The 23,963-nt window shown below is 29.3% G+C and carries 34 protein-coding genes and 2 pseudogenes; 9 read left to right on the top strand and 27 right to left on the bottom strand.

Annotated elements, in window-relative coordinates; translation table 11 throughout:
* Positions 1 to 20: 20 nt before the first annotated feature.
* From ruvX to ACIJYF_RS03090, 7 genes are read left to right on the top strand one after another with little or no spacing between them, the layout of a single operon-like run.
* Positions 21 to 476 (top strand): Holliday junction resolvase RuvX, encoded by a 456-nt coding sequence (ruvX, locus tag ACIJYF_RS03120; protein WP_435117669.1) that lies wholly within the window; start codon positions 21 to 23, stop codon positions 474 to 476.
* A gap of 42 nt (positions 477 to 518) precedes the next feature.
* Positions 519 to 1,460: an aspartate carbamoyltransferase catalytic subunit gene (locus ACIJYF_RS03115; protein WP_435117667.1), complete on the top strand. Its 942-nt coding sequence runs from the start codon at positions 519 to 521 to the stop codon at positions 1,458 to 1,460.
* Positions 1,461 to 2,747: a dihydroorotase gene (gene pyrC / locus ACIJYF_RS03110; protein WP_435117665.1), complete on the top strand. Its 1,287-nt coding sequence runs from the start codon at positions 1,461 to 1,463 to the stop codon at positions 2,745 to 2,747.
* A 2-nt stretch (positions 2,748 to 2,749) separates the two neighbouring features.
* Entirely contained in the window at positions 2,750 to 3,328 is a 579-nt protein-coding gene (gene plsY / locus ACIJYF_RS03105; RefSeq protein WP_435117663.1) for a glycerol-3-phosphate 1-O-acyltransferase PlsY, read from the top strand.
* Between the two features lie 37 nt (positions 3,329 to 3,365).
* A complete protein-coding gene (topA, locus tag ACIJYF_RS03100) occupies positions 3,366 to 5,951 on the top strand; it encodes a type I DNA topoisomerase (protein WP_435117661.1) in 2,586 nt (861 codons plus the stop codon).
* Positions 5,948 to 6,202: a hypothetical protein gene (locus tag ACIJYF_RS03095; protein ID WP_435117659.1), complete on the top strand. Its 255-nt coding sequence runs from the start codon at positions 5,948 to 5,950 to the stop codon at positions 6,200 to 6,202. Before topA ends, ACIJYF_RS03095 begins: the two co-directional genes overlap by 4 nt.
* Before the next feature lie 3 nt (positions 6,203 to 6,205).
* Positions 6,206 to 6,667: a RidA family protein gene (locus ACIJYF_RS03090; protein ID WP_435117658.1), complete on the top strand. Its 462-nt coding sequence runs from the start codon at positions 6,206 to 6,208 to the stop codon at positions 6,665 to 6,667.
* A gap of 1 nt (position 6,668) precedes the next feature.
* On the opposite strand, the gene ACIJYF_RS03085 is transcribed toward ACIJYF_RS03090, so the two are convergent.
* Positions 6,669 to 7,967: a UDP-glucose dehydrogenase family protein gene (locus ACIJYF_RS03085; protein ID WP_435117656.1), complete on the bottom strand. Its 1,299-nt coding sequence runs from the start codon at positions 7,965 to 7,967 to the stop codon at positions 6,669 to 6,671.
* A pseudogene (locus tag ACIJYF_RS03080) lies at positions 7,964 to 8,778 on the bottom strand (sugar phosphate nucleotidyltransferase). Before ACIJYF_RS03080 ends, ACIJYF_RS03085 begins: the two are co-directional and overlap by 4 nt.
* Before the next feature lie 4 nt (positions 8,779 to 8,782).
* Between ACIJYF_RS03080 and ACIJYF_RS03075 the strand changes: the two are divergent.
* Positions 8,783 to 9,628 (top strand): pantoate--beta-alanine ligase, encoded by an 846-nt coding sequence (locus ACIJYF_RS03075; RefSeq protein WP_435117654.1) that lies wholly within the window; start codon positions 8,783 to 8,785, stop codon positions 9,626 to 9,628.
* 2 nt (positions 9,629 to 9,630) lie between these two features.
* On the opposite strand, the gene mgtE is transcribed toward ACIJYF_RS03075, so the two are convergent.
* The gene (mgtE, locus tag ACIJYF_RS03070; RefSeq protein WP_435117652.1) at positions 9,631 to 11,004 is read right to left on the bottom strand and encodes a magnesium transporter; all 1,374 of its coding nucleotides are present in this window, start codon (positions 11,002 to 11,004) and stop codon (positions 9,631 to 9,633) included.
* A 60-nt stretch (positions 11,005 to 11,064) separates the two neighbouring features.
* On the opposite strand from mgtE, the pseudogene lipB reads away from it, so the two are divergent.
* Positions 11,065 to 11,681: pseudogene (gene lipB / locus ACIJYF_RS03065) on the top strand (lipoyl(octanoyl) transferase LipB).
* Here the strand turns inward: lipB and ACIJYF_RS03060 are convergent.
* The 24 genes from ACIJYF_RS03060 to rplW are packed head-to-tail and all read right to left on the bottom strand — an operon-like array spanning position 11,659 to position 23,962.
* A complete protein-coding gene (locus tag ACIJYF_RS03060) occupies positions 11,659 to 12,576 on the bottom strand; it encodes an RluA family pseudouridine synthase (protein WP_435117650.1) in 918 nt (305 codons plus the stop codon). The pseudogene lipB and the gene ACIJYF_RS03060 sit on opposite strands and share 23 nt — an antisense overlap.
* Positions 12,577 to 12,586: 10 nt before the next feature.
* Positions 12,587 to 13,030, bottom strand: coding sequence for a 50S ribosomal protein L17 (rplQ, locus tag ACIJYF_RS03055; protein ID WP_435117648.1), 444 nt, complete (start codon positions 13,028 to 13,030; stop codon positions 12,587 to 12,589).
* Positions 13,030 to 14,058, bottom strand: coding sequence for a DNA-directed RNA polymerase subunit alpha (locus tag ACIJYF_RS03050; protein WP_435117645.1), 1,029 nt, complete (start codon positions 14,056 to 14,058; stop codon positions 13,030 to 13,032). Before ACIJYF_RS03050 ends, rplQ begins: the two co-directional genes overlap by 1 nt.
* The gene (gene rpsK / locus ACIJYF_RS03045; protein ID WP_080658537.1) at positions 14,058 to 14,507 is read right to left on the bottom strand and encodes a 30S ribosomal protein S11; all 450 of its coding nucleotides are present in this window, start codon (positions 14,505 to 14,507) and stop codon (positions 14,058 to 14,060) included. The genes ACIJYF_RS03050 and rpsK overlap by 1 nt, the downstream gene beginning before the upstream one ends.
* Before the next feature lie 2 nt (positions 14,508 to 14,509).
* Positions 14,510 to 14,893 carry a 30S ribosomal protein S13 gene (gene rpsM / locus ACIJYF_RS03040; protein WP_028036906.1) on the bottom strand — a complete coding sequence of 128 codons (384 nt, stop codon included), beginning with the start codon at positions 14,891 to 14,893 and terminating at the stop codon, positions 14,510 to 14,512.
* 55 nt (positions 14,894 to 14,948) lie between these two features.
* Positions 14,949 to 15,590 carry an adenylate kinase gene (locus ACIJYF_RS03035; protein WP_435117643.1) on the bottom strand — a complete coding sequence of 214 codons (642 nt, stop codon included), beginning with the start codon at positions 15,588 to 15,590 and terminating at the stop codon, positions 14,949 to 14,951.
* Complete coding sequence (secY, locus tag ACIJYF_RS03030) at positions 15,591 to 16,871, bottom strand: preprotein translocase subunit SecY (RefSeq protein ID WP_435117641.1); 1,281 nt, start codon at positions 16,869 to 16,871, stop codon at positions 15,591 to 15,593.
* Between the two features lie 9 nt (positions 16,872 to 16,880).
* Positions 16,881 to 17,333 carry a 50S ribosomal protein L15 gene (gene rplO / locus ACIJYF_RS03025; protein WP_028036903.1) on the bottom strand — a complete coding sequence of 151 codons (453 nt, stop codon included), beginning with the start codon at positions 17,331 to 17,333 and terminating at the stop codon, positions 16,881 to 16,883.
* On the bottom strand, positions 17,333 to 17,848 hold the full coding sequence (gene rpsE, locus ACIJYF_RS03020) for a 30S ribosomal protein S5 (protein WP_435117639.1): 516 nt from the start codon (positions 17,846 to 17,848) through the stop codon (positions 17,333 to 17,335). Before rpsE ends, rplO begins: the two co-directional genes overlap by 1 nt.
* Positions 17,849 to 17,850: 2 nt before the next feature.
* On the bottom strand, positions 17,851 to 18,207 hold the full coding sequence (gene rplR / locus ACIJYF_RS03015; protein WP_435117637.1) for a 50S ribosomal protein L18: 357 nt from the start codon (positions 18,205 to 18,207) through the stop codon (positions 17,851 to 17,853).
* A complete protein-coding gene (gene rplF / locus ACIJYF_RS03010) occupies positions 18,207 to 18,746 on the bottom strand; it encodes a 50S ribosomal protein L6 (protein WP_435117635.1) in 540 nt (179 codons plus the stop codon). Before rplF ends, rplR begins: the two co-directional genes overlap by 1 nt.
* Positions 18,746 to 19,141, bottom strand: a complete 396-nt coding sequence (gene rpsH, locus ACIJYF_RS03005) for a 30S ribosomal protein S8 (RefSeq protein ID WP_435117633.1) — start codon at positions 19,139 to 19,141, stop codon at positions 18,746 to 18,748. Before rpsH ends, rplF begins: the two co-directional genes overlap by 1 nt.
* Positions 19,142 to 19,152: 11 nt before the next feature.
* Complete coding sequence (gene rpsN / locus ACIJYF_RS03000) at positions 19,153 to 19,458, bottom strand: 30S ribosomal protein S14 (protein WP_023648438.1); 306 nt, start codon at positions 19,456 to 19,458, stop codon at positions 19,153 to 19,155.
* Positions 19,459 to 19,460: 2 nt separating this feature from the next.
* Positions 19,461 to 20,015, bottom strand: a complete 555-nt coding sequence (rplE, locus tag ACIJYF_RS02995; protein WP_435117630.1) for a 50S ribosomal protein L5 — start codon at positions 20,013 to 20,015, stop codon at positions 19,461 to 19,463.
* Positions 20,015 to 20,260: a 50S ribosomal protein L24 gene (gene rplX / locus ACIJYF_RS02990; RefSeq protein WP_435117628.1), complete on the bottom strand. Its 246-nt coding sequence runs from the start codon at positions 20,258 to 20,260 to the stop codon at positions 20,015 to 20,017. The genes rplE and rplX overlap by 1 nt, the downstream gene beginning before the upstream one ends.
* A gap of 1 nt (position 20,261) precedes the next feature.
* A complete protein-coding gene (gene rplN / locus ACIJYF_RS02985; protein ID WP_008544079.1) occupies positions 20,262 to 20,630 on the bottom strand; it encodes a 50S ribosomal protein L14 in 369 nt (122 codons plus the stop codon).
* Positions 20,630 to 20,866 carry a 30S ribosomal protein S17 gene (gene rpsQ / locus ACIJYF_RS02980; RefSeq protein ID WP_435117626.1) on the bottom strand — a complete coding sequence of 79 codons (237 nt, stop codon included), beginning with the start codon at positions 20,864 to 20,866 and terminating at the stop codon, positions 20,630 to 20,632. Before rpsQ ends, rplN begins: the two co-directional genes overlap by 1 nt.
* Entirely contained in the window at positions 20,859 to 21,050 is a 192-nt protein-coding gene (gene rpmC / locus ACIJYF_RS02975; RefSeq protein ID WP_297681958.1) for a 50S ribosomal protein L29, read from the bottom strand. Before rpmC ends, rpsQ begins: the two co-directional genes overlap by 8 nt.
* Position 21,051: 1 nt before the next feature.
* Complete coding sequence (rplP, locus tag ACIJYF_RS02970) at positions 21,052 to 21,462, bottom strand: 50S ribosomal protein L16 (protein WP_023648433.1); 411 nt, start codon at positions 21,460 to 21,462, stop codon at positions 21,052 to 21,054.
* A complete protein-coding gene (gene rpsC / locus ACIJYF_RS02965; RefSeq protein ID WP_435117624.1) occupies positions 21,462 to 22,142 on the bottom strand; it encodes a 30S ribosomal protein S3 in 681 nt (226 codons plus the stop codon). The genes rplP and rpsC overlap by 1 nt, the downstream gene beginning before the upstream one ends.
* Complete coding sequence (gene rplV / locus ACIJYF_RS02960; protein WP_435117622.1) at positions 22,126 to 22,524, bottom strand: 50S ribosomal protein L22; 399 nt, start codon at positions 22,522 to 22,524, stop codon at positions 22,126 to 22,128. Before rplV ends, rpsC begins: the two co-directional genes overlap by 17 nt.
* A gap of 2 nt (positions 22,525 to 22,526) precedes the next feature.
* Complete coding sequence (rpsS, locus tag ACIJYF_RS02955; RefSeq protein ID WP_023648430.1) at positions 22,527 to 22,823, bottom strand: 30S ribosomal protein S19; 297 nt, start codon at positions 22,821 to 22,823, stop codon at positions 22,527 to 22,529.
* Positions 22,823 to 23,665 (bottom strand): 50S ribosomal protein L2, encoded by an 843-nt coding sequence (rplB, locus tag ACIJYF_RS02950; protein ID WP_435117620.1) that lies wholly within the window; start codon positions 23,663 to 23,665, stop codon positions 22,823 to 22,825. Before rplB ends, rpsS begins: the two co-directional genes overlap by 1 nt.
* A gap of 3 nt (positions 23,666 to 23,668) precedes the next feature.
* On the bottom strand, positions 23,669 to 23,962 hold the full coding sequence (gene rplW / locus ACIJYF_RS02945; protein ID WP_435117618.1) for a 50S ribosomal protein L23: 294 nt from the start codon (positions 23,960 to 23,962) through the stop codon (positions 23,669 to 23,671).
* Between the last annotated feature and the right edge of the window lies 1 nt (position 23,963).

The raw sequence follows: 23,963 nt of genomic DNA, 5'->3' as shown, positions 1-23,963 counted from the left end.
TTAAGTTAAAAATATACAATATGATCACCATTGAAGATTTAAAAAAAAAGCAGTCTGATCCCTCTAGATTAATTGGGTTAGATCTTGGTTCAAAAAGAATTGGTGTATCTATTTGTGATGAAAAACAATCAATTGCTACACCTTTTAAAACAATTGACAAAACAAATACAAATGAATTGATTTCACAATTACAAGAGATAATTAGCGAATACAGTATTAAAGGTATTATTATTGGAAATCCTCTTAATATGGATGGTTCTTCAGGTAGATCAGCGCAATCTGTTAACGATGTTTCAACTAATATCGATAAGGCTATTGATGTAGATGTGTGCCTTTGGGATGAGAGACTTTCAACAGTTGGGGCTTTTAATTTATCTAGCCAACTTGATATTAATGTAAGTAAAAGAGAAAAAAATATAGATCAAAATGCAGCTGCGTTTATACTTCAAGGAGCAATAGATTTTTTAAATAATTAATACTTGCCAAGACATTGCTTTATAGTTATAGAGTTAATTTTAATGGCATCTAAATCCAAAAAAGCTATTAAAATTTCTCAAAAACATTTGTTAGGTATCCAAGATTTATCAATCAATGACGTAAATTTGATTTTAAATGAATCTCAATCATTTATTGAGCTTAACCAAAGTAAAAATAAACGATTAGATGTTCTAAATGGAAAAACGCAAATTAACCTATTTTTTGAACCTTCGACAAGAACACAAAGTTCATTTGAATTAGCGGGTAAACGTTTAGGGGCAGACGTTATGTCTATGAATATGGGAAACTCTGCTATTAAAAAAGGTGAAACTTTAATTGATACTGCAATGACTTTAAATGCAATGCACCCTGATATAATTGTAATTAGGCATCAAGATTCAGGTGCTTGTAATTTATTATCTCAGAAAGTTAATTGCGCTGTACTAAATGCTGGTGATGGTAGAAGAGAACACCCTACCCAGGCTTTATTAGATGCATTAACAATAATTAATAGAAAGAAAAAAATTCAAGGATTAAAAATTGCAATTTGTGGAGACATTCTCCATTCAAGAGTTGCTAGATCTAATATTTATTTACTAACAATGCTTGGTGCAGAAGTAAATATTGTTGCTCCAACAAATTTAATGCCAAAAGAAATTGAAAAATTTGGCGTCAATACTTTTACTGATATGAAAAAAGGACTTAAAGATTGTGATATTGTAATGATGCTAAGACTTCAAAATGAAAGAATGACAAGTTCGTTTCTTTCTTCAAATAGAGAGTACTATGAATACTACGGGTTAACACCTGATAAACTAGATCATGCAAAGACTGATGCTATTATTATGCATCCTGGCCCAATGAATAGAGGAATTGAGATCGACACAAGACTGGCTGATGATATTAATAAAAGTGTAATAAAGGAACAAGTTGAACTTGGAGTAGCTGTTAGAATGGCTTGTTTAAAAATATTTTGTGAATAAATGAAAAAACAATATTTTATAAATGCAAATATCATTGATCCATTTAATTCATTAAATGAAAATGGAGGTCTAATTATTTCAGAAGATGGTAAAATTGAAGCAATTGGTAAAAAAGTAAATTCCAATAATTTACCTACAAGAGAAAAACCAATAGATTTAAAAGGAAAATATATCTTTCCAGGACTTTTAGATATGAGAGTTTTTGTAGGTGAGCCGGGTTATGAATATAAGGAGAATTTTAGAACATTAAGTAATGCTGCACTATCTGGAGGAGTAACATCTGTTGTTACAATGCCTAATACAGATCCAATCATAGATAACGTTTCAATTGTAGATTTCTTAAAAAGGAGAGGAAGAGATAAATCTAAAATTAATATTTTTCCTTGTGCATCTTTGACACAAAATATCGAAGGTACTAATATGACTGAATTTGGTTTATTGGCCAAAAAAGGAATAATTGCTTTTACAGATGGAGTTAAGACTATTCAAAATACAAGCTTAATGTCCAAAATAATGAATTCAGCTAAAGATCTAGATTGTTTAATAATGCAACATGCAGAAGACTATCATCTGTCTAAAAATGGAATGATAAATTCTGGTATCATTGCAACTAAACTAGGTTTATCGGGAATACCTGATATTGCTGAGAGAATAATTATAGAAAGAGACTTAACGCTTCTTGAAAAAAATAAATGTCGATATCACATATCTCAACTCTCATCCTCAAAATCCGTTGATGTCATTAAGGAAAGAAAAAATGATATTAAATTCACTTGTGGTGTATCCATAAACAATTTGTCCCTCAATGAAAATGATATTGGTGATTTCAAAACATTTTTAAAATTGTCTCCACCTTTAAGAAAAGAAGAAGATAGAGAAGCGTTGGTACAAGGATTAAAAGATAAAACAATCGATGTAATTGTTTCTGATCATAAGCCTGAGGATGAAGAGTCTAAACGATTAACTTTTTCACAAGCTGCAACAGGTGCTTCGGGTATAGAAACATTATTATCTTTATCATTAGAGCTATATCATAATGGATCAGTAAAACTTGATACTATTATTCAATCATTAACTTCTAATCCAGCAAAGATTTTGAGGATTAATAAAGGAAATCTATCAATAGGTAATGATGCAGATTTTTGCATTGTAGATTTAGACAAACCTTGGATTGTAAAAAAAGAAAATTTAGTTTCAAAATCTAAGAATACTTCAATTGAGGATAAGAGACTTCAAGGTAAAGTAACTAATACCTTTGTAAAAGGTAAAGAATTATTTAAAATATAAGAATGGATTATTTAATTGTTGGTATTGCCTCTTATTTAATGGGCTCTATTCCATTTGGTTTGATCTTGACTAAAGTATTTTTGAACAAGGATATTAGAGACATTGGTTCAGGAAATATAGGAGCAACAAACGCCTTAAGAACAGGTAATAAACTTATAGGTTATTCGACATTGGTACTAGATATAGCTAAAGCTATAATTCCAGTTATTTTTGTTAAAATTAACTACCCTGACCTAATATATATAGCCTCTTTATGTGCTTTTTTGGGACATGTATTTCCTGTTTGGCTTAAATTTAAAGGTGGCAAGGGCGTTGCTACTTATGTTGGAATTTTATTTTCTATAAACTTTTTACTAGGAATTATTTTTGCAGCAAGTTGGGGTATTATATTTTTAATGTTTAGATACTCTTCACTCTCATCTATTATCGGCTCTATATCAATACCCATTTATATCCTCATAACAGACCAAATAAGTACAGCTATTTTTTTTAGCATAATGTTTGTTTTAATCTTCTTCACCCACAGAGAAAATATTAAACGGTTGAAAAATAAAGAAGAAAGTAAGACTAAAATTTATTAATTTGACTATCAAAGACTTTTGAGTAGTTTGTTAAATTATGAATTTAGTCATAGTTGAAAGTCCTGCAAAAGCTAAAACAATTAACAAATACTTAGGTGATAATTATACTGTTTTAGCTAGCTATGGACATATTAGAGATTTACCATCAAAGAATGGTTCTGTTGACCCAGAACAAAATTTTAAAATGGAATGGGAAGTTGATAGCTTTTCTAAAAAATATTTAAAAGAAATTACTGATGCTGCTAAAGATTCAAGTAAAATTATTTTAGCAACTGACCCAGATCGTGAAGGTGAAGCAATAGCATGGCACGTAAAAGAGTATTTAAATGAAAAAAAACTTTTAAAAGATAAACAAGTTGAAAGAGTTGTTTTTAATGAAATTACCAAAAAGGCAGTAACACACGGTATAGATAATCCTAGACAAATTGAACCGTTACTTGTTGATGCTTATATGGCTAGAAGAGCCCTAGATTACCTAGTTGGTTTTAATATATCCCCTATTCTTTGGACGAAACTTCCAGGATCAAAATCTGCTGGGAGGGTACAATCTGTGGCTTTAAAACTTATAACTGAAAGGGAACATGAGATAGAGTCTTTCGATCCAGAAGAGTTTTGGACTTTAAGTATTAATTTTCAAGATGAAAAAAAAAACTTAATTACCTCAAGTATTTCTCAACTAGATGGAAAAAAAATAGAAAAATTTACCTTTAAAAATAAAAATGAAATTAATGATGCTATAGCAAATATTAAAGATAAGAAATTCAACATAAGTGATATTTCATCAAAAATCGTTAGCAGAAACCCATCTGGTCCATTTACAACATCAACTTTGCAACAAGTAGCTTCAAGCAGATTAGGCTTTGGTGCTTCTAGGACAATGCAAATTGCCCAAAGATTATATCAAGGTATTGAAATAGATGGGGAAACAATAGGATTAATTACCTATATGAGAACTGATGGGACAAATCTCTCAGCTGATGCAGTTTCAGATTTTCGAGATTTTATTAAAGATCAATATGGGAATGAATATTTACCTGAAAAACCTCTAAATTATTCAGGAAAGAAAGCAAAAAATGCTCAAGAAGCTCATGAAGCTATAAGGCCAACAGATATAAGTAGATCACCAGATACTGTTAAAAAATATTTGAGTACAGATCAACAAAAATTATACAACTTAATTTGGGGTCGAGCTTTATCATCTCAAATGGAGACTGCGAAATTTGATAGAAACACAATAACAATAACTACAGAAGATGGTGGAACAATATGTAAATCTAGTGGATCTGTATTAAAATTTGATGGTTTCTTGAAAGTATTCCCAAGTCCAAGCAAGGATGAGGATGAAGCTATCTTACCTGAAATGTCAAAAGGACCAATTAATATTGAGTCCCTTATTGACGAACAACATTTTACTCAACCTCCTCCAAGATATTCTGAAGCAAGCTTGGTTAAAAAATTAGAAGAACTTGGTATTGGCAGACCATCAACTTATGCAAGTATCATATCTACAATTGCAAACCGTGGGTATGCAGAAATACTTAACAAAAGATTTTTTCCTACAGATCGTGGAAAATTAATATCTGCTTTTTTAGAAAAACTATTTTCTAAATATGTCGATTATAATTTTACAGCTGGATTAGAGGACCAATTAGATGAGATAACGACTGGAAAAGAAAGTTGGATAAAAGTTTTAGAAATGTTTTGGAAAGATTTTAACAATAACGTTTCAGAAGTAAAAGAAAAAAGAACAAGAGAAGTTTTAGATTTATTAAATGAAAGTCTAGGAACATTAATTTTTGACAAAGATAAAGATGGTAAAGTTGTTAGAAAATGTCAATTATGTGATACAGGTTCACTTAGTTTAAAAAATAGCTTTAGAGGTGGTGCCTTTATTGGTTGTTCAAATTACCCTGAATGTAAATTTACGAGACCCTTATCTAAAGCAAAAGCAGCAGCACAATCTCAATTAGCAGAACCAAAATTCATAGGTAAGCATGAAAATGGAAATGATATATTTTTAAAAAATGGGAGATTTGGCCCCTATCTTCAATATGAAATAATTCCTGAAGAAAAAACTGAAGAAAAAATTACAAAGAAAAAAAAGAAAACAAAAAAACTTAAAGCTGATGTAAACGAACTTTTAAAAAATGTTTCAATACCAAAAGGCTTAGAGTTAGAAAGTATTGATTTAGAAAAAGCTCAATTTTTATGTTCTTTACCTAAATCTTTAGGGTTAAACCCAGAAAATCAAAAAGAAATTACTCTAAATACTGGAAGATTTGGTCCATATCTAAAATGTGAAAACAAATCTGCAAGAATAGAAAATATCGAGGAAATATTTTCAATTGGCCTTAATAGAGCAATTACTTTAATAGCAGAAGCAAAACCAGGAAGAATGTCTTCATCTATAATCAAAGATTTAGGAGAACATCCAGAGGATAAAAAACCTGTGAGAGTAATGAAAGGTCAATATGGGCCATATATTAAATATAAGTCATTAAACGCAACAATTCCTGAAGAGAAAGATCCGACAGAATTAACCATGGAAGAGGCTTTAATCCTTATTGAGAAAAGAAAGGAATACGATAAGAATAAAAAAAGTAAGAAAAAGAAAAAAAAATGAACAAAATTTTAATTACATTTGGTTTAATATTATTTGCTACTAACTTTGCCTTTTCAAATGAAACTAAATGTTTAGATTTTAAAAAATTTTCGAAAGAATATATAAAATGTAACGCAGATAAAATTAAAAACGCAACTATCAATAAAACCAACAAAATAAAAGAAGGTGCAATAAAAAAGACTGAAAATCTAAAACAAGGTACCAAGGAGCTTGTCAATAAAGCTAAAAACAAAATAAAAAAGGAAAAATAAATTATGAGTTTTGAAGATAAAATTAAAGAGCTAAAAATTGAATTGCCTGAAGCTAAAGCTCCCGTTGGCAATTATGTTGCAACTAAAATAGTAGGAAATTTGCTTTATGTATCAGGACAGGTATCAATGAATTCTAATGGAGAGTTAATTAAGGGTAAGGTTGGTAAAGACTTAACCACAGATGAAGCTTATAAAGCTGCTGAAAGATGTGGAATAAGTATTATATCTCAAGTTAAAAATGCTTGTGAAGGAGACCTTTCAAAAGTTAAGTCTTGCATTAAACTTACTGGATTTGTCAATTCAACAGAAGATTTTACAGAACAACCAAAAGTAATAAATGGTGCTTCAGATATAGTTGCTTCAATCTTTGGTGAAGCGGGTATGCATACGCGTGCCGCAGTAAGCTCTAATAGTCTACCATTGGGTGTGTCTGTAGAAGTTGATGCAATTTTTGAATTAAATTAGACTATCTACCAATACCAAAATAATCAATTTTTAATTTTTTCATTTTTGTAGGTGAATAAATATTTCTCAAGTCAAAAATTTTAAATTTGTTTTTTTTAACAATTTTTTTAAAATTTAATAATTTGAAATCATTCCATTCAGTGTGCAAAACAATTAGATCACTATTTAAGCAAGCAGATGATATATCATTATAATATTTTACATTTTTTAATTTTTTAAATTCATATTTTTCTCCTGAAGGGTCATAATAACGAATATTAGATTTTTTTTTATTCAAATATTTTATCATTGGTACACTTGAAGCTTCACGCATATCATCTGTATTTGGTTTAAATGTAACACCTAAAAAAGTAACAGTTTTATTTGCTAATTTACCATCAAGAATTTTTTCTAGTCTTTTAGTCAATAAAAGTTTTCTGTTATTATTTGACGAGATAACACTTTTGACAATTGTTAAATCAGTTTTAAATTGATTTGCAGTATCAATTAATGCCCTTGTATCTTTAGGAAAACATGATCCGCCATAAGCTGGTCCAGCTCTTAAAAATCTTTCACCTATTCGTTGATCTGAGCCCATTCCCTGAGATATATCTTTAATATCTGTACCTGTTTTTTCACATAAATTTGCTAATTCATTTATGAAAGATATTTTTGTTGCCAAAAAAGCATTTGATGCATATTTAATTAATTCAGCACCTCTTCTTGATGTATTAAAGTATCTGTTATTTTTTTTAATAATTGGCATGTAAAGAGATTTCATTTTAGAATTAGCTTTTTTACTATTAGTTCCAATAATTACACGATCAGGTCTTGAAAAATCACTAATAGCCTCTCCCTCTCTTAAAAACTCTGGATTAGATACAACATCAACAAGATTTTTCCTCTTAAGTTTAAGAAGAATTTTTTCTATTTTATCGCCTGTGGTTACTGGGACGGTAGATTTAGTAACTATTATTTTGTATTTAGAGATAATTGTTTTTATTTCGTGGACTACTTTAAAAACATATTTTAGATCAGCTGAATTAGTATTCTTTTTAGTAGGCGTACCCACACAAATAAATATGATATCTGATTGAGTTACTGCTTTCCTTAGATCAGATGTAAAAATCAATCTTTTTTGTTTGGAATTTCTTCTTAAAATTTCTTCTAAGCCAGGCTCATAAATTGGAACAATTCCATTGTTTAACAAATCTATTTTATTTTTATCTTTATCGACACAATAAACTGTATTACCTAAATCAGAAAAGCAAACACCACTTACAAGACCAACATAGCCAGTACCTATCATACATAATTTCATAATCTTTTAATCTCCAAACTAGAGTTAATGTATCCCCTCATAGTACCGCAATCCAAATATTTTCCTTCAAAATTATGTGCAATAAATTTTTCATTATCATTAATTAAAGCTTGGATAGCATCTGTGATATGTATTTCTCCACCTTTGCTAGGCTTTGTTTTTTTTAGTTTGTTAAAAATTGATCTTGGTAAAATATATCTGCCTATAACCGCTTTATTTGATGGCGCATTTTTTAAGTCAGGTTTTTCAATTACTCCATTTATTAAATAATCAGTTTTGTTAAGTTTTTTATCAAGTTTATAAATACCCCATCTTGAAACAGTTTTTTTGTTAACACTCATACTTGCCATAACAGATGCTTTATATTTTTTATGAGAAGCAATCATTGATTTTGAACAATTTTTTTTAATTATAAGATCATCAGGTAATAACATTAAAAAATATTTATCTTTAATATATTTTTTAGTTTTAAGAACAGCATCCCCAGTTCCTTTTGGTTTATCCTGATAAACAAACTTAATCATTTTTCGATATTTTAAAATTTTTTTATATTCCTCGATTACTCTAGTATCTTTTTTTTCTTAATTAAATCTTTATAAAACTTATCATTATAAAAATATTTTTTAATCATCATCTTTCTCTTTGATATGATAAAAATTATTTCTTTGATACCAGCATCAACACATTCATTTAATATATATTCTAATCCTGGCTTTCCATTTATAGGTAAAAGTTCTTTTGCAAAAACACTCGTCAAAGGTAGCAGTCTTGTACCAAGTCCGGCCAAAGGAATTATAGCTTGTTTAATCATCTAAATGTTTTACTTATTAAATACTTTAATACAAATGAAAATTATATTAAACAATCGCCATTTATCAAAAATATTAGGGCCTTTTAATGATTTTGGTTACGTTCCTACAATGGGTGGTATTCATGAAGGACATATATCTCTTATTAAAAAATCAATTAAATCAAACAAAAAAACTATAGTCAGCATATTTGTAAATCCAAAACAATTTAATAACGTAAAAGATTTTAAAACATATCCTGCAAATATTAAAAAAGATTTAACTATATTAAAAAAAATTAAAAAATTAGATTTTGTTTATATTCCTAAATTTAAAGACGTTTATGAAAATAAAAAAAAATCAGAAATAAAGATTAAAAAAAAATTTAAAGTTTTATGTGCAAAATTTAGAAAAGGTCACTTTGAAGGTGTTTTAGATGTAATGATTAGATTAACAAAATTGATTAAACCTAAGAAAATTTTTATGGGTAAAAAAGATTTTCAACAATTATTTTTAGTAAAAAATTTTATTGAAAATGAATTTAATACTAAAGTCATAGGATGCAGAACTATCAGAAATAAGAATAAATTAGCTTTATCTTCAAGAAATTTGTTACTCAAAAAAAATGAATTAAATGATGTTGAAAAAATTTCAAAAAATTTTTTAAATTTAAAAAAAAAAATTAAACACACAAAAAATATAAATCAATTTTTAAAGAAAACAAAAAAAGATTTTGAAAGATTTTTTAATATTAAAATTGAATATTTAGAGAATAGAAACACACATGATTTATCTTTATCAAACAAATATAGTGAATCTAAAATTTTCTTAGCATATTATTATAAAGACGTTAGATTAATTGATAATTTTTAAGTCTATAAAAAATAAGCTCCAACACCCAAAAATGACACAAAACCTATAACGTCAGTAATTGTTGTGACAAATACGCTGGATGCTATAGCTGGATCTATATTCATTTTTTTTAAAGTAACTGGAACCAAAATACCAAAGAGTCCAGCAATGATCATAGTTAGAACCATTGAGATTGAAATTATAATTGAAAGAGTGCTATCTTGAAACCATATTTGGACAATAAAAGCACTTATAACTGCGAAAATAATTCCATTTAAAATTCCGATAGAAAATTCTTTAATAACATTTGAGGTAAAATTATTTTCTGTCAAATCGTTAGTTGCTATTGTTCGAACTGTTACAGCTAAAGTTTGCATTCCAGCATTACCACCCATCGATGCAACTATAGGCATCAAAAAAGCTAACACTACCATTTGCTCAATCGTTGCACCAAATAAACTAATGCACCATGTGGCTAAAAATGCAGTAAATAAATTTAATAAGAGCCAGTTAAATCTTCTTTTAGTTTTAGTTATTACACCATCAGTAATTTCCTCATCACCTACCCCTGCTAACCTCAATGCATCTTCTTCAGCTTCTTCTTGTAATACAGTTAAAACGTCATCACTCATAATCATTCCAACTAGCTTATTATTTTTATCTACAACTGCAGCTGAATTTAAATTATAATTTTCAAACAAGTTAGCTACTTCCTCTTTATCCATATCAACAGGTATTAGTAACTGAGACTCTGACATGATCGAAAGCATTTTTGTGTCCCTTGACGTGGTTAGCACACGAGAAGAAGGAACTGTGCCTATAGGTTTGAATTCTTCATTAATTATGAATATTTCTAAAAATTCCTCTGGAAGATCTTTATTTTCCCTTAAATAATCTATTGTTTGACCTACAGACCAATTACTAGGTATAGCTGTAAATTCTCGTTGCATTATCCTTGCAGCAGTATCTTCTGGATAACTTAAACTTTCTAATAATGCAAAACGGTCTTTTGGTGGTAATGAACTTAGAATATTATTTTTATCTTCTTCAGGTACATTTTCTAATATTGATATTGCATCATCAGACTCTAGATTAGTTAAAATTGAAACAATTGAATCTGATGAAAGATAAGTAATAATTTCTGTTTGAATAGATTCATTAAGTTCAACAAAAACTTCAGGGTCAATTTTAAAATTATTAAGTTTTATTAAACTTTCTCTGTCAGATTGATTTAAGTGTTCAATAATATCGGCAGCATCTGCTGGGTGCATTTCTTTAAAAGAATTAGTAATAAAAAGAGCATCATTATTAGCAATTTTAGTTGTTACTACTTTTATATATTCTTTATTAAATTCAAAATTTACTTTTTTATCTTTTATTTTTTTAACTAAAGACATAAATCTACCTATAATTTAGGTTGGACTATTAATAGATAATTAAGATAATACAATTTATAAATGAATATAGAGATCAAAAAGTCAATAAAACCAATAAATTATTTTGATGCATTAACACTATTGGAGAAAAGATTGGAAGATTTACATAGTAATATTGATAGAGAGCTCATTTGGACATTAGAACATAATGAAATATTTACAGCAGGTACAAGTTATAAAGAAAGTGAAATTTTAGACAACTCTATAGAATTAATAAAAACTAATCGGGGCGGTAAAATAACTTGCCATGCGCCGGGTCAATTGATTTGTTATTTTGTTTTAGACTTAAGAAAAAAAAAGATATTAGAAAGTTTATTTCTTGTATTGAAAAAACAATCATTGAAACTTTAAAAGAATACAAAATAGAAACATTTTCAGACAAAGATAATATTGGAATATGGTACAAAAAAAATAACTCAATTAATAAAGTTGCAGCGATTGGAGTAAGGGTTAAAAAATGGATTGCATATCATGGGTTCGCAATAAATGTAAATAATAATCTAGAGCAATATAAAAAAATTATACCTTGTGGAATTACTGACAAAGGAGTTACAAATTTGATTAATATTAATAATAATGATTATTCAGACTTAGATAAATTATTAATAGAAAAATTTATTTCAAACCTGAAAATCTAAGTCTTTTTGTCTTTAATAATTTTCTAAAATAGTCTGGTAGTAATGCGGTATATGTATGCTTTACATCATCAATAATAAATTTAATCTGATATGAATGAAGCATTAAATTCTTGTTTAACCCCCTTGAAGAGTTAGATAATTTATACTTGATGTCACCAAAGATTGGTTGTCCTAGAGCATATAATTGCTTTCTAAGCTGATGTTTACGACCAGTAATGGGTTTTAACTCAACTAAACTTGCTTCGGAATTCTTATCTAAAACTTTAAAAATTGTTTTTGCTTTTTCTATAATTTTTTTATCCCCATCATACCGGATAAGATCATCATTCCATTCACCTGCGTCTACATTTAATTCACCGTGGCAAATAGCCAAATATGTTTTATGAACCTTTCTTAATCTAAACAAAGAGGTTAGTAATTGAGCAGACTCTCTCGTTTTAGCCATAATAAAAACACCAGAAGTGTCTTTATCCAATCTGTGTACTGAATAAGGTTTTGTGCCTTGAAAAATTTCACTTTTAGAAAAAATATCTACTAAATTTTTTTTTGATTTAGTGCCGCCTTGTACAGAGATACCTGAACTTTTATTTAATACGACAAAATTTTCATTATTATCAATAATTTGATCTTCATTAGATTTTATAATTTCTTTTGATGGTTCGAACTTTATCTTTTTTTGAACAATCGTTTCTTTAAAATCCAAGTTAAAAAAATTTACAATATCGTTTGTTTTAACTTTGGTTGAACTTTTGATTTTTTTTTTATTTATTTTGATTTTGCCTGATCTTAGGTATTTTTCAATTAGTCCTTGTGGAATTTTACCTATTTTAAGTCTGGTCCAACGATCTATACGCATATCATTACACGTTGAATCAACGGTATATGACTTGTTCATGCTTTAAAGTTTATGCTGTTGCTTGTTTCTTTTCTTCAGCTTTTGGTGCTTCTTTATTAGCGTCTTTTTTTGGCTTATCAATTCTTTTAGCTTCAACATCTCTATCCACAAATTCAATGATAGCCATAGGTGCGTTATCACCATATCTAAATCCAGCTTTTATAATTCTTGTATATCCACCATTTCTTTTTTCATATCTTTTTGAAAGCGTTTTTTTAACTTTGTTTGCCGATTTAACATCTTGAAGTTGAGAAACTAACATTTTTGTAGTCTGTAATGTTTCTTTTTTACCTAATGTAATAATTTTATCCGCTTGAGGTTTTAAAAATTTAGCTTTTGGCAAAGTAGTTTTAATCTGCTCATACTTTATTAAAGAATTTAACATATTCTTTAACAGAGCCTTTCTATGTTCAGAAGTTCTGTTCAACTTCTTATTTGCCATTCCGTGTCTCATTAGATAGCTTCCTCTAGTTTTTTTGACATCTCAGCAATATTATCAGGCGGCCAATTTGGAATTTCCATACCTAAATATAAAGACATTCCAGTTAAAACTTCTTTAATTTCATTTAAAGATTTTCTTCCAAAATTTGGTGTTCTAAGCATTTCTCCTTCAGATTTTTGAACAAGATCACCTATATAAATTATATTATCATTTTTAAGACAATTCATTGATCTAACTGATAGCTCTAGTTCATCAACTTTTCTTAATAAATTCTTGTTAAATTCTGGCTCTGTAGAAACTTCTTTTACAGGAGCTTCAACTGGTTCGTCGAAATTAACGAACATTTTTAACTGATCTTGAAAAATTCTTGCAGAGTAAGCAACAGCATCTTCTGCAGAAATTGACCCATTAGTCTCAACTTCCATAGTGAGCTTATCATAATCAAGAGCTTTACCTTCTCTTGCTGTGCTTATTGAATAAGATACTTTTTTTACTGGACTATAAAGCGAGTTTATTGCAATTAAACCTAGTGGTGGCTCTTCTGGTTTGTTTAAATCAGCAGGAACATAACCTTTTCCAGTACTTACATTCATTTCCATGTGAAAATTTGTATTTTCATCTAGGTTACATATTACAAGCTCGGGATTTAATATTTCTACGTCAGCAACTTGTGTGATATCAGAAGCTTTAATCTCACCTGGACCTTTTGCATCCAAGATAAGCTTTTTTGTACCTTCTGAATTACATTTTAATGCTAAAGATTTTACGTTTAACACAATGTCAGTAACATCTTCTCTTACACCTTTAATAGATGTAAATTCGTGCAAAACACCATCAATTTGAATAGAGGTAACAGCAGCACCTCTTATTGATGAAAGTAAAATTCTTCTTAGAGAATTACCTAATGTTAATCCATAACCTTTTTCTAAAGGCTCCGCTATAATTTTAGCATGAGTTAAGTCATCACTAATTTGAACATCTAATTTAGATGGCTTAATTAATGATTTCCAATTTTTTACATTTACATTTTCGACTTCCATTAAACTCTCCTTTTCTTTGGTGGTCTAGTTCCATTATGAGGCATGGGTGTAGTATCTTTAATTGATAAAATTTTAAAACCTCTTGCTTGTAATGCTCTTAAAGCTGTTTCACGTCCAGACCCAGGGCCCTTCACTTCAACAGATAAAGTTTTCATTCCATATTCTAATGCTTTAGAGGCAGCGGCATCAGCAGCAATTTGTGCGGCATAAGGAGTTGATTTTCTAGATCCTTTAAATCCTTTTTGCCCTGCAGAAGCCCAAGAAATAACATTTCCATTAGTATCTGCAATTGAAATAATTGTATTATTAAAAGTTGATTGCACGTATGCAATTCCATTAAGAATATTTTTTTTAATTTTTTTCTTTTTTGAATATGAGCTTTTATTACTTTTTTTTGAAGACTTCTCTACCTTCTGATCTTTATTTTCAACTTTATCAGCTTTAGCCATAATTATTTTTTAGTTGGAGTTAATTTTTTACCAGCAATAGCGATTGCTTTTCCTTTTCTTGTTCTTGCATTACATCTTGTTCTTTGACCTCTTACAGGTAATTTTTTTCTATGTCTTGTTCCTCTGTAACAAGCCAGATCAATCAATCTTTTAATTGTAAGCGAATAATCTCTTCTTAAATCACCTTCAACTTTAAAATTAGCATCAATATATTCTCTGATTTTTAAAATTTCATCATCTGTTAGTTCATTAATTCTTTTTGCTCTTGGAATTTCAAGTGATGTGCAAATTTGATTAGAAAATTTATCCCCTATTCCATAAATATAAGTTAAACCTATATGAACAAGTTTATTTTGTGGGATGTTGATACCTGCGATACGAGCCATAATTTTTGTGATAATTTGAGCCTTTTATATAATAAGATTCTCTAAAGTCAACGCATTAAACATTGATAAAAGTGTCAATTTTAGCGGTTATTTGATCAATTTCAAGAGTTCCATCAATCTCGTGTAAATTTGAATTTTTTGAAAAAAAATTAAGAACTGGTTCAGTCGTTTTTGTATAAATGTCGTATCTAGACATTATTGTTTCAAGATTATCATCTTTTCTTTTAACAAAATGTTCTTTACCACATGGATGCAAATCTATTTCTTCATTATTAAAAAACTCATTTAGTGTTAAATTACATTTATCACACGTTACTCTGCCAATTATTCTTTTTTCAATGATTTCACGCGATACAACAAGTGAGATGATAAGATCAATTTTTTGATCAAATTCACCTAAAATTAAATCAAGATTTTTTGCTTGGTTAATACTTCTGGGATATCCATCAAATATAATTCGATCTCTAAATTTTAAATTTAAAATAGTATTTTTTAGAAGTTTATTGACAATTTCATCTGAAACGAAATTACCTTTTGAAATAATGGACTCTATTTCATTACCTAAATCAGTATTTTTCTTTGTCTCACTTCTTAATAAGTCGCCAGTTGAGAGTTGAAAGTAGTTATGTTTTTTAACAATTAATTGAGCTTGAGTGCCTTTACCTGCGCCTGGAGGCCCAAATAAAATAATGTTCACTTATTTACCAAATTTTGTTTTCTTGATTAATTGTTCGTACTGGGAACTCATTAATCTTGTTTGTATTTGAGTTACCGTATCAATGGCAACAACTACAACAATTAAAATTGAAGCACCACCTAAATAAAAAGGTATTGGATAATTAGCAATTAAAAATTCTGGCATTAAACAAACTAAAGTTAAATATAATGCACCTATTGTAGTCAATTTAGTTGAAATATTTTGAATATATAATGCAGTACTCTCACCTGGTCTTATTCCTGGAACAAAACCTCCATATTTTCTTAAGTTGTCAGCAGTTTCTGTTGGATTAAAAGTTATTGAGGTATAAAAAAAAGTAAAAAATATTATTCCAGATGCATATAACAGCATGTAAAGAGGCTGTCCTTGAGTAAAGTATGAACTTAAGTTTAAAAAAGTATCATTACTTGAAAATGAAAAATTTGAAAAAGTAACAGGTAATAAAAGTAAAGCTGAAGCAAAGATAGCAGGGATTACACCAGCCTGATTGATTTTAAGTGGTAAATGAGATGACTCACCACCATACATTTTATTTCCCATTTGTCTTTTTGGGTAATTGATTAAAATTTTTCTTAATGCTCTTTCCATAAATACTACAAATAAAATTGTAGCTACTAGCAGTACAAAAATAGCTAAAATCATAAATGTTGAAACTGCCCCTGTTCTACCAAGTTCAAAAGTTGTGACGAGAGCTCTAGGAATTTCTGCAACTATACCTGCAAAAATTATTAGAGAAATACCATTACCTATTCCTCTCTGGGTGATTTGTTCACCTAACCACATTAGAAACATCGTTCCAGCCACTATAGTTGTGACGGTTGTAATTTTAAAAAAAGCACCTGGATTTATTACGAGATCTGCTGAAGACTCTAAACCAACAGACAATCCATAACCTTGGACTGTAGCTAATAATACAGTTCCATATCTTGTAATTTGAGTGATTTTTGCTCTTCCAGTTTCGCCTTGAGCTTTTAAATTTTTAAAATATTCTGAAACACCTGTTAATAACTGCACAATAATTGCAGAAGATATATATGGCATTATACCAAGTGCAAATATAGCCATTCTACTTACGGCACCGCCAGCAAACACATTAAACATTCCAAGTAAACCTTTTTGATTACCATCCATCATAATTTTAAGCTGTTCTGGATCTATGCCGGGTAATGGCACAAAAGTTCCAAATCTATAAACAGCTAGAATGAAGATAGTAAAAAGTATTCTATTTCTTAAATCGTTTGATGATGAAGACGCACTCATTGAAATATATTATTTTTTCAATTGAATAGATCCACTAATTTTCTCTAGTTTCTCTATTGCTGATTTAGATGCTAAATCTGCTTCTATATTAACTTTATCCTTGATCTCTCCAGTTCCAAGAATCTTTAACTTCTGAGAGTTTTTATTAATCAGTTTAAGTTTTTTAAGCAGCTCCATATTTATAGTATCGCTAGGGTTAATTGTTTTTTCATTGATAAATGACTGAATTTTTTCAAGATTCATTATTGCTATATTAGTTCTCGAGATAGGATTAAAACCTCTTTTAGGTAGTCTTCTGTATAATGGCATTTGACCACCTTCAAAAGCTTTTATTGCAACACCTGATCTTGATTTTTGACCCTTTACACCTCTTCCAGAAGTTTTACCTTTTCCTGAACCAATGCCTCTACCCACACGCATTTTTGATTTATTGATTTTATCTTTAGTGTTTAAAGTAATCATTATCCTCTTTTCTCTACTATTTCAGAAATTTTTTTATTTCTGATTGCTGAAATTTGTTTTGGTGAATTTTGTTTAAGTAAAGCTTTCATAGTAGCTCTAATAACATTATGAGCATTCGAAGTTCCCATTGATTTAGCAACAATATCTTTTACTCCTAATACCTCACAAACAGCTCTAACGGGACCGCCTGCAATAATGCCTGTTCCTTTAGAGGCGGCTCTTAAAACAATTCTGCCTGAACCATCTTTTGCTTTAACATCATGATGAATTGTTCTGCCTTCTCTTAAAGGTATATGTATCAATTTTCTTCTGGCTACTTCATTGGCTTTTTTAATTGCATCAGGCACTTGTTTGGCTTTTGCGTGCGCTATTCCAATTTTACCAGCTTGATTTCCAACAACAACTAGTGCTGAAAAACCAAATCTACGTCCACCTTTTACTACTTTTGTAATACGGTTTATGTGGACTAATTTTTCTAAAATATCGTCTGATTTTTTATCTTTAAAATTTTCCATAATTAAAATTCCATTCCATTTTCACGTAAGGTTTCAGCAAATACTTTTACTCTGCCGTGATATCTATAGATACCTCTATCAAAATAAATCTTAGTAATTTTTTTCTCTTGAGCTTTTTTTGCAAGTTTTGTTGCAACAATCTTAGAAAGTTCAGTTTTATTTACTTTATCTCCAGACTTAATATCTTTTTCAACAGAGGAAGCAGATAACAATGTAACTTTATTAATATCATCAATTATTTGTGCAGAAATATTCTTTGATGATCTAGAAATACATAGTCTGAATCTATCTTTAGAAGCAACTTTTTTAACTTTATTGCTAACTCTAAATCTTTTTCTAATGCTTGTATTTAGTTTCATTATTTTTTCTTTCCTTCTTTTTTAAGAACATACTGTCCTTTTTCTCTAATCCCCTTACCTTTGTAAGGCTCAATTTTTCTATATGTTTTAATTTTTGAAGCAACTGATCCAACTTGTTGTTTGTCTGATCCAGAAATTTTCAAAGTTGTTTGTTTTTCAACTTCAATTTTAATTCCTTCCGGTATGTCATAATCAATATCATGACTATAACCAAGCTGAAGATTTAGCTGTTTACCTTTTAAGGCAGCTCTATAACCAACACCAACTAGTTCTAAAGTTTTTTCATAGCCTGTGCTTGATCCAATTACTGCATTATTAATCAAACTTCTGTTCATTCCCCAAAGTCTTTTTGAATTTTGATCAATTTTTTTTGGTTTAATTGATATTTCTTTTCCATCTTTGATATCAAGATTGAACATTTCTAAATCAATATCGATAGATTTTTTTCCTAATGGACCTTCAATATTTAGCATATTACCAGCCAATACAACTTTGACTTTTTCAGGGATAGAAATACTTATTTTACCAATTTTAGACATTAAAATACCTTACAAATTATCTCGCCACCAACACGTTGTTTTCTGGCGTCTATATCTGTCATCACACCTTTAGGAGTAGAGACAATAGCAATACCTAAACCATTGTTAACTTTTGGTAAGCTTTCAGCGCTAGAAAAAATTCTTCTACCCGGTTTAGATACACGCTCAAAAGCACTAATAACAGGGTTTCCTGAGTGATACTTAAGCTCTAAAGATAAAGTTGGTTTTTTATCTTCTGAATCTATTTTAAAATCTTTAATAAAACCTTCATTCTTTAAGATGTCAGCTATTTTAGTTTTAAAGTTTGAAGATGGTAATGCTACTTTTTTATGATTTCTTGCTTGAGCATTTTTTACTCTTGCTATCATATCTCCAATTGGGTCACTTAAACTCATAATATTCCTTTCTACCAGCTTGACTTAGTCATTCCTGGAATTAATCCAGCTAAACCTAAGTCCCTTAAAGCTATTCTTGATATTTTTAATTTTCTATAAACTCCATGTGGTCTACCTGTAATTTTACATCTATTCATTACTCTAGTTTTTGCAGAATTTCGTGGCATTTGAGATAGTTTTTGCTGCGCTTTAAATCTCTCTTCTAATGGTAATTTTTTATCCATAATAATTTTTTTTAGACTTTGTCTTTTTTTATATAGTCTGTCAGACAGTTTAATTCTTTTATCATTCTTGTTTACAGCGCTAACTTTTGCCATTTTTAATTGTCTCCTTTTTTAATAAATGGAAAATTCATTTTTTCCAATAAAGCAAATGCATGATCTTTATTCAAAGCTTTAATTACTACCACAATATCAAGACCACGTACTTTATCCGCTCTATCAAAGCTTACTTCTGGGAAAATGATATGTTCTTTTATTCCAAATGTATAATTACCAAATTTATCAAAACCTTTAGGAGATAAACCTCTAAAGTCTTTAATTCTAGGTAATGCAATATTTACCAATCGATCAATAAACTCATACATTTTATTTTTTCTAAGAGTTACTTTTAGCCCTGCATTTGATCCTTTTCTTGTTTTGAAATTTGCTACAGATTTCTTAAATTTTGTAATTACAGGTTTTTGACCAGTAATTTTTCCCATATCTTCTTCTGCTGCTTTTAAAATTTTAGCATCAGCGCCATCTAATCCAAGGCCCATATTTAGAACAATTTTTTTAATTCTAGGTACCATAAAAATATTTTTTAAACTCAGGCTGTCTTTTAAAGCTGGTTGAATTTCTTTACTGTAAGTTTCTTTTAATCTTGGTGTCATTATTTTTTAGCCTCTGCTTTTTTTGAAACTTTTTCGTCAATTAATTTAAGGTTTGATAAATGAATAAAGCTTTCTTTGGATACAATTCCACCCTTTTTTTCTTTTGTGGTTTTTACATGTTTTTTCACCATATTTATCTCTTTAACTTTTGCTCTATTATTTGGTCTATCAATTTCGATTACTTCGCCTTCTTTTTTTTTGTCTTTACCTGTTAAAACTCTTACTTTTAAACCTTTTTTAATCATTTTATAAAACCTCCGGTGCTAATGAAATTATTTTCATTTGCCCTCTACTTCTTAATTCTCTAGTTACAGGACCAAAAATCCTAGTTCCAACCGGTTCTCCTTTATCATCAACTAATACTGCAGCATTATTGTCAAATTTAACTTTTGAACCATCATTTCGATGAATACCTTTTTTAACTCTTACTACAACTGCTTTATGTACCGTACCTTTTTTAACTTTACCTTTTGGTATTGCTTCCTTAACAGCAATTACAATTGTATCACCAATACTTGCATATCTTCTTTTAGATCCACCAAGTACTTTTATACACTCTATTCTTTTAGCACCTGTATTGTCTGCTACTTGTAACTCTGTTTGTACACCAATCATTATTTATTATTCTCCATTACTTGGAATTTTTTATTTTTAGAAAAAGGTTTGCTTTCAATAATAGAAACTTTATCGCCAGTTTTAAATTTGTTATTTTCATCATGAGCGTTATAGTTTTTTCTAACTTTGATAACTTTTTTAAGCACTGGATGTGAATATTTTCTTTCAACCATTACAGTTATAGTTTTGTTTGGCTTATCACTTATAACTACTCCAGTTAATATTTTTTTAGGCATTAATTTTTCCTTTTAATATAGTTTTTAATCTTGCAATTGTTTTCTTTGTTTCACCAATTTTAGCTGGGTTTGTTACCTGCGAATTCATCTTCTGAAATCTAAAATTAAAAAGATCTTTCTTTAATTTATCGATATTTTTAATCATTTCATCCTTTGATAATTTTTTAATTTCTTGTTTTTTCATATTAAGCAAACCTCTTAATAGTTTTAGTTTTTATCGGTAATTTAGCTGATGCTTTGTATAATGCTTCTTTAGCTATTTGTTCTGAAACACCATCAACTTCAAATAAAATTCTACCTGGCTTAACTCTACAAGCAAAAAATTCTGGATTTCCTTTTCCTTTACCCATTCTTACTTCAATAGGTTTTTTAGATACCGGGATGTTTGGAAAAACTCTAGTCCACACCCTTCCTTGTCTCTTCATATGTCTTGTTAAAGCTACTCTAGCAGCTTCAATTTGTTTTCCAGTTATTCTCTCTGGCTGCAAAGCCTTTAAAGCAAAGGCACCATAGTTTATGCTGCTAGCTCTTGTTGCGGTCCCATGAATTCTTCCCTTATGAGCTTTTCTCCATCTAGTTCTAACTGGCTGAAGCATTATTCTTTACCCTCTTTTGGTGTTGCTTTGTTAGTTTCTTGACTAAATTCTCTTGCAAAAACTTCACCTTTATAGATCCAAACTTTAATTCCAATAATTCCATAGGTTGTTAATGCTTCTGCTTCTGCATAATCTATGTCTGCTCTTAAAGTGTGTGATGGGATACTACCTTCTCTTAACCACTCAGTTCTTGCTATTTCATTTCCACCAAGTCTTCCACTAATAGAAACTTTAATTCCTCTTGCTCCTAATCTAATACATGACTGCATAGATCTTTTCATTGCTCTTCTGTATGAAATTCTTTTAACTAATTGTTGAGCAATATTTTCAGCTACTAAATATGCGTTAGTTTCAGGTTTTTTTACTTCTTTGATGTTTAAAGCAACTTCATTAGTTGTAAATTTTGATAAATTATTCTTAATTTTATCAATATCACTTCCTTTTTTTCCAATAACAAATCCAGGTCTAGAAGTGTAAATTGTAACATAGCATTTATTAGATGTTCTTTCTATCATGACCTTTGATACACCAGAATTAACTACATTTTTTTTAATGTATTCTCTAATTTTAAAGTCTTCAATTAAATAATTTCCAAAATCTTTCTTTTTAGCATACCAAACAGAGTCCCAGCCTCTATTGATACCTAATCTAAAACCTACAGGATTAACCTTTTGTCCCATGACTCTCCATTTGTTTAACTTCTGATAAAATTATAGTTACAGTTGACCAAGGTTTTAAAATTGGTGCAGCTCTACCTTTTGCTCTTGGTCTAAATCTTTTCATTACAATTTTTTTTCCACAATAAGCTTCCTTAACAACTAAATTATCAATATCGTATTGAAAATTATTCTCAGCATTCGCTACTGCAGAACCAATTGTTTTTCTTATGTCTTTACTAATTCTTTTTGCAGAAAATTGTAAATCTCTCATAGCAACATCTACTTTTTTTCCAACAATACTTTTTAAAATAGGATTAAGTTTTCTAACACTAGTTCTTATACTATTGTTAACAGATTTAACTGTATCTACTTTTTTTCTATTTTTTTTCTTTGTCTTGTTCATATTTATTTTTTAGCCGCTGTTGCAGGTTTAGCTTTTTTATCTGCTGGTGTATGACCATAAAAAGTTCTTGTCGGTGAAAATTCACCCAACTTATGTCCAACCATGTCTTCTGAAATAGTTATTGGTATAAATTTTTTACCATTATAAATTTGAAAACTAACACCAACAAAGTCAGGTAATATTGTTGACTTTCTTGACCATGTTTTAATTGGAATTTTTTTGGGATCTTCTTTGTATTTATCAACTTTTTTCATTAAGCTTTCTTCAACAAAAGGTCCTTTCCATACTGATCTAGCCATTATTTTTTAGTATCCTTCCTTTTGTTTCTTCTTTTAACAATAAATTTGTCTGTTCTCTTATTGTCTCTTGTTTTTAATCCTTTCGCAGATTGACCTGTAGGCGAAACTGGATGTCTTCCTCCAGCTGACTTACCTTCACCACCACCATGAGGGTGATCAACAGGGTTTTTAACAACTCCTCTTGTATGTGGTTTTCTACCAAGCCATCTTGATCTTCCTGCTTTTCCAATCTTAATATTTTTTTGATCAGGGTTAGTTAATGTTCCAATAGTAGCTAATGATCTAGAATTTATTTTTCTCAATTCTCCCGACGCTAGTTTAATTAAACTATAGTTTCCGTCTAATCCACTGATAGTGACTGATGAGCCTGCAGATCTTGCGATTTTACCACCAGCTCCCGGTTGAATTTCTACGTTATGTATATTAATACCAACAGGAATATCCTGAAGCGGCATACAATTTCCAACTTTAATTTCCTTTTTAGATCCATTTTCAATTTTATCACCTGCTTTTATTTTTTGTGGTGCTAAATAATAGGCATGAGAACCATCTTCAAATTTTACTAGCATGATGTAACATGATCTATTTGGATCATATTCAATTCTCTCAACAGTAGCTTCCATGTCAAATTTTTTACGGTAAAAATCAACATGTCTGTACATTTTTTTATGTCCACCTGATCTATTAATATTAGTTATATGTCCGTTATTATTTCTTCCTTTCATTGCATTTTTTGGAGATACAAGTGCTTTGAAAGGCTTACCTTTCCACAGACCAGTTCTATCAACTAAGATAGTTCCTCTAGTAGATTTTGTATAAGGTTTAAAAGTTTTAAGTGCCATTTATTAAATACCCGTTGTTAGATCAATGCTTTGACCCTTTTTAAGTGTTATTATTGCTTTTTTAAATCCAGAAACTTTAACTTTTTTACCTCTAGTAATTTTAGTTCTATTCTGTTTATTGATTATATTAATCTTAGTCACGTTTACTTTAAAAATCTTTTCAATATTTTTTTTTAAGTTTGTTTTGTTTGCGCCCGCAGCAACTTTAAAAACAATTTTGTTTTGTTCAGATAGATTACTAGATTTCTCAGTAACCATCGGAGAGACAATTTTATCGTATAAATGTATCTTATCCATT

This window comes from Candidatus Pelagibacter bacterium nBUS_49 (genome assembly GCF_051200925.1).
GTDB lineage: Bacteria > Pseudomonadota > Alphaproteobacteria > Pelagibacterales > Pelagibacteraceae > Pelagibacter.
The sequence above is the reverse complement of the archived record's forward strand: the minus strand, read 5'-3'. Positions and strand labels throughout refer to the sequence as shown.